This is a genomic window from Pseudomonas sp. SST3 (assembly GCF_003325755.1).
In genome coordinates, this window is the sequence record NZ_QORI02000167.1 from 1 (window position 1) to 3,605 (window position 3,605).

Genomic DNA, 3,605 nt, shown 5'->3' on the forward strand with positions numbered 1-3,605 from the left:
GTGTATTAAGGATGCGCCAGTAGCTCGGTCAAACCGGAAACTTCGGCAATTTCGCGCATGTCTTCCGGCAACGCACGGATACTGACCGGTTTTTTCGCCGCCTCGGCATCACGCATGAAGCACAGCAACAACGACAGGCCGACGCTGCTGGACTTGGTCACCGCCGAGCAATCAAGCACCAGCTCTGGCGCTTTGCTGGCCTTGATTAACGCCTGGCCCTGCTTGCGCAGGTCAGGCCCGGTGCGGTAATCCAGCACGCCGCTGAGGAACAGCTCGCCGGCGTCGCCGATACGAACAGCCGACTCGGTCATTGCGCAGGCTTCCCGGCAGCTTTGTCGGTTTCTTCCTTGGCCTTGGCCACTTCACCGGCCCAACCGTTGATGGTCTTGTCCAGATCGTTGCCATTGCGCTGCATCGCGTCGGCGAACTGATCACGGAACAGCTTGCCGATGTTGATACCGTTGATGATCACGTTACGCAGTTTCCACTCACCGTTGATCTTCGTCAGGGTGTAGGACACAGGGTACACGGCGCCATTGCTGCCGGAGACTTTCATCCCGACTTCAGCACGGTCGCCCGACTCGTCCTTGGGCGCATCAACGATAATGCCCTGGTTGTTGTATTCCAGCAGAGCGTTGCCGTAGAACTGGAACAGACCCTTCTTGAAGTTTTCCTGGAACGTCTGCATCTGCGCAGGCGTAGCCTTGCGCGAATACTTGACCGTCATGATGCTTTTGGAGATGCCTTCAGCATCGACCACAGGGCCAACGATCGTGTTGAGCGCGTTGTAGAACTTGGAAGGGTCTTGCTTGTACTGTTCTTTATTAGCCTTGAGGTCAGCCAGCATTTTGCTGGTGGTGTCCTGCACCAAATCGTGGGCAGAACCTGCCGCGTTGGCCATCATCGGCAATGCTGCAAGCAGTACCAGCAGGCCACGTCGCAAGGTAGAGATCATGAACAGATTCCTCATTTGGCGTCTTTATTGACCGTATTGAGCAAAAATTTTCCGATCAGGTCTTCAAGCACCAGCGACGACTGTGTGTCGTGGATGGTCGAACCATCCTTGAGCAGGGCTGTTTCCCCGCCCACGCTGACCCCGATGTACTTCTCGCCCAGCAAACCCGCAGTGAGGATAGATGCCGTGGAGTCAGTTGGCAGATTATCTACCTTCTTGTCCAGTTGCATCGTCACCCGACCGGTAAAGCTGTCGCGATCCAGATCGATTGCCGTGACTTTGCCGATGGTGACACCGGCCATGGTCACTTTGGATCTGACCGTCAAACCGGCGATATTGTCGAAGTACGCGTAAAGTTTATAGGTATCGGCGGTAGGGCTGGCCGACAGGCCGCTGACTCGCAGGGCCAACAACAGTAAAGCCAGGATGCCAGCCAGCAAGAAAAGGCCGACACCGATTTCCACAGTGCGGTTTTGCATCAGAAATCTCCAAACATCAAGGCGGTCAAAATGAAGTCAAGGCCCAGTACCGCCAACGAGGCGTACACAACGGTCTTGGTGGTGGCACGGCTGATTCCCTCTGAAGTGGGCTCACAGTCATAGCCTTGGAATACGGCAATCCAGGTCACCACAAAGGCAAAGACGATGCTCTTTATAATGCCGTTGAGCACGTCACCGGTGAAGGTCACGCTGTTTTGCATGTTGGCCCAGTAGGAGCCGTCGTAGACCCCCAGCCAGTCAACCGCCACCCACGAACCACCCCAGATACCCACCACGCTGAAGATCATTGCCAGCAGTGGCAGGGAAATGAAGCCGGCCCACAGGCGCGGGGCAACAATGTACTTGAGCGGGTCCACGCCGATCATTTCCAGGCTGGACAGCTGCTCGGTGGACTTCATATTGCCGATTTCAGCGGTTAACGCCGAGCCCGCACGCCCAGCGAACAACAAGGCGGTGACCACCGGGCCAAGCTCACGCAACAGAGTCAGGGCCACCATCTGCCCTACCGCCTGCTCCGAGCCGTAGCTGGACAGGATATTGAAACCCTGCAGGGCCAGCACCATGCCGATGAACACGCCGGAGACCACGATGATCACCAGGGACATCACCCCCACCGAGTGCAGTTGCTTGACCAGCAGGCCAAAGCCGCCGCCGATGCCGCCGCGCCCCAGCAAGGCGTGAAAACAGGAAAATGGTCGAACGCCCCAGCACTTCGACGATGTCGATGCCCGAACGACCGAAAAGGCGAACCTTCTCGATAAGAGATGTCTTGCGCATCAGCGCTTCCCCAGAAGATCTGAGCGGTAGTCCGCCGCCGGAAAGTGAAAAGGCACCGGGCCATCGGGGTTGCCGGTCATGAATTGGCGAATGCGCGGGTTATCGGCGTTCATCAACTCTTCAGGCGTACCCTGCCCCAGCACCTGGCCATCACCGACTACATACAGATAGTCGGCAATGCTCGCGGTTTCGGCCAGGTCGTGGGATACCACGATACTGGTGATTCCCAGTGCATCGTTGAGCAGGCGGATCAGGCGCACCAACACGCCCATGGCGATCGGGTCCTGCCCCACGAATGGCTCGTCATACATGAGGATCTGTGGGTCGAGCGCAATGGCCCGCGCCAGGGCGACACGGCGCTTCATGCCACCGGACAACTCGTCCGGCATCAGGTCGATGGCGCCGCGAAGGCCTACGGCCTGCAGTTTCAGCAACACGATGTCACGAATCATTTCATCGGACAGCTGGGTGTGCACCCGCAGCGGGAAGGCCACGTTTTCGAACACATCGAGGTCGGTAAACAGCGCGCCGCTCTGGAATAGCACGCCCATATGCTTGCGCGCATCGAACAGATCGCTGCGCGACAGCGTCGGCAGGTTCTGGCCGTTGACCCACACTTCCCCGGCACTGGGGCGCAATTGCATGCCCATCAGGCGCAACAGGGTGGTCTTGCCGCAACCGGAAGGCCCCATGATGCCCGTGACCTTGCCGCGAGGAATGCGAATATCGACGTTATTGAAGATGCTGCGCGTCCCGCGCTTGAAGGTAAGACCCTTCAGCTCGACCGCGTAGGCGTTATCGGCACTCATCTAATCTCCTTGGGATGCAGCCTTTCACTCAGACACCATGTGTGCGACTTTGGTTTTCAACAGATGCGCAATAGTTGAGCACATGGGTTGGGCGGACCGAACTGGCGGCGAACTATATCACTGCTGGTACAGAGCGCCCAAGGCCGGAACAGCGCTGGTTCAGATTTGAGACAGGGAAAAAACGTTGCTTGCTATGTTGCCCACGGTGCTTTTCAGTTATCCCGCGCACAAAGCCTGACGAACTTGCGTGAGGGAATCGATCATTACCGCTATAATCGCCGACTTTTCGTCAGGCTATACGATTTCAGACATGAGCCAATCCAGCGACCTTATTCAATCCGCACAACGCACCATACGCCTTGAGCTTGAAGCCGTAGAAGGCTTGCTGGCCCATATCGACGCGGATTTCGTGCGCGCCTGCGAGATGATTCTGGCGAGCAAGGGCCGCGTTGTGGTGGTCGGCATGGGCAAGTCCGGCCACATTGGCAACAAGATCGCGGCGACCTTGGCGAGCACGGGGACCACTGCGTTTTTCGTGCACCCGGCCGAAGCCAGCCACGGCGA

General features: G+C 57.7%; 5 protein-coding genes and 1 pseudogene. 1 reads left to right on the plus strand and 5 read right to left on the minus strand.

Annotation, left to right across the window (positions count from 1 at the left end; all coding sequences use genetic code 11):
• Positions 1–5 precede the first annotated feature (5 nt).
• The 5 genes and pseudogenes from DQ405_RS25855 to DQ405_RS25875 form a co-directional block, all read right to left on the minus strand.
• Positions 6–311, minus strand: a complete 306-nt coding sequence (locus DQ405_RS25855; RefSeq protein ID WP_003188596.1) for an STAS domain-containing protein — start codon at positions 309–311, stop codon at positions 6–8.
• Positions 308–955, minus strand: coding sequence for an MlaC/ttg2D family ABC transporter substrate-binding protein (locus tag DQ405_RS25860; protein ID WP_014716940.1), 648 nt, complete (start codon positions 953–955; stop codon positions 308–310). Before DQ405_RS25860 ends, DQ405_RS25855 begins: the two co-directional genes overlap by 4 nt.
• 11 nt (positions 956–966) lie before the next feature.
• Positions 967–1,434, minus strand: a complete 468-nt coding sequence (gene mlaD / locus DQ405_RS25865; protein ID WP_003188593.1) for an outer membrane lipid asymmetry maintenance protein MlaD — start codon at positions 1,432–1,434, stop codon at positions 967–969.
• Positions 1,434–2,232 (minus strand): annotated as a pseudogene (gene mlaE / locus DQ405_RS25870) (lipid asymmetry maintenance ABC transporter permease subunit MlaE). Before mlaE ends, mlaD begins: the two are co-directional and overlap by 1 nt.
• On the minus strand, positions 2,232–3,041 hold the full coding sequence (locus tag DQ405_RS25875) for an ATP-binding cassette domain-containing protein (protein ID WP_003188590.1): 810 nt from the start codon (positions 3,039–3,041) through the stop codon (positions 2,232–2,234). The pseudogene mlaE and the gene DQ405_RS25875 overlap by 1 nt, the downstream one beginning before the upstream one ends.
• Before the next feature lie 310 nt (positions 3,042–3,351).
• On the opposite strand from DQ405_RS25875, the gene DQ405_RS25880 reads away from it, so the two are divergent.
• The coding region (locus tag DQ405_RS25880; protein WP_168426448.1) for an SIS domain-containing protein at positions 3,352–3,605 on the plus strand (254 nt) is incomplete at its 3' end.

Bases quoted from the DNA above. Each gene is read 5' to 3' on its own strand.
- DQ405_RS25875 (WP_003188590.1), bottom strand. From the start codon at position 3,041: ATGAGTGCCGATAACGCCTACGCGGTCGAGCTGAAGGGTCTTACCTTC.
- mlaD (WP_003188593.1), bottom strand. From the start codon at position 1,434: ATGCAAAACCGCACTGTGGAAATCGGTGTCGGCCTTTTCTTGCTGGCT.
- DQ405_RS25860 (WP_014716940.1), bottom strand. From the start codon at position 955: ATGATCTCTACCTTGCGACGTGGCCTGCTGGTACTGCTTGCAGCATTG.
- DQ405_RS25855 (WP_003188596.1), bottom strand. From the start codon at position 311: ATGACCGAGTCGGCTGTTCGTATCGGCGACGCCGGCGAGCTGTTCCTC.